This window comes from Acinetobacter legionensis (assembly GCF_048552295.1).
GTDB lineage: Bacteria > Pseudomonadota > Gammaproteobacteria > Pseudomonadales > Moraxellaceae > Acinetobacter.
Map to the genome: position 1 here is coordinate 1 of NZ_JBIMCW010000128.1, position 213 is coordinate 213.

The 213-nt window shown below is 52.1% G+C and carries 1 rRNA gene; it reads right to left on the reverse strand.

From position 1 onward, the window contains the following. Nucleotides 1-213: ribosomal RNA gene (locus tag ACG916_RS21730) — 16S ribosomal RNA — on the reverse strand; the annotation flags it as partial.

Genomic DNA, 213 nt, shown 5'->3' on the forward strand with positions numbered 1-213 from the left:
TACGCCCAGTAAATCCGATTAACGCTCGCACCCTCTGTATTACCGCGGCTGCTGGCACAGAGTTAGCCGGTGCTTATTCTGCGAGTAACGTCCACTCATCTTGGGTATTAACCAAGAGAGCCTCCTCCTCGCTTAAAGTGCTTTACAACCATAAGGCCTTCTTCACACACGCGGCATGGCTGGATCAGGGTTCCCCCCATTGTCCAATATTCC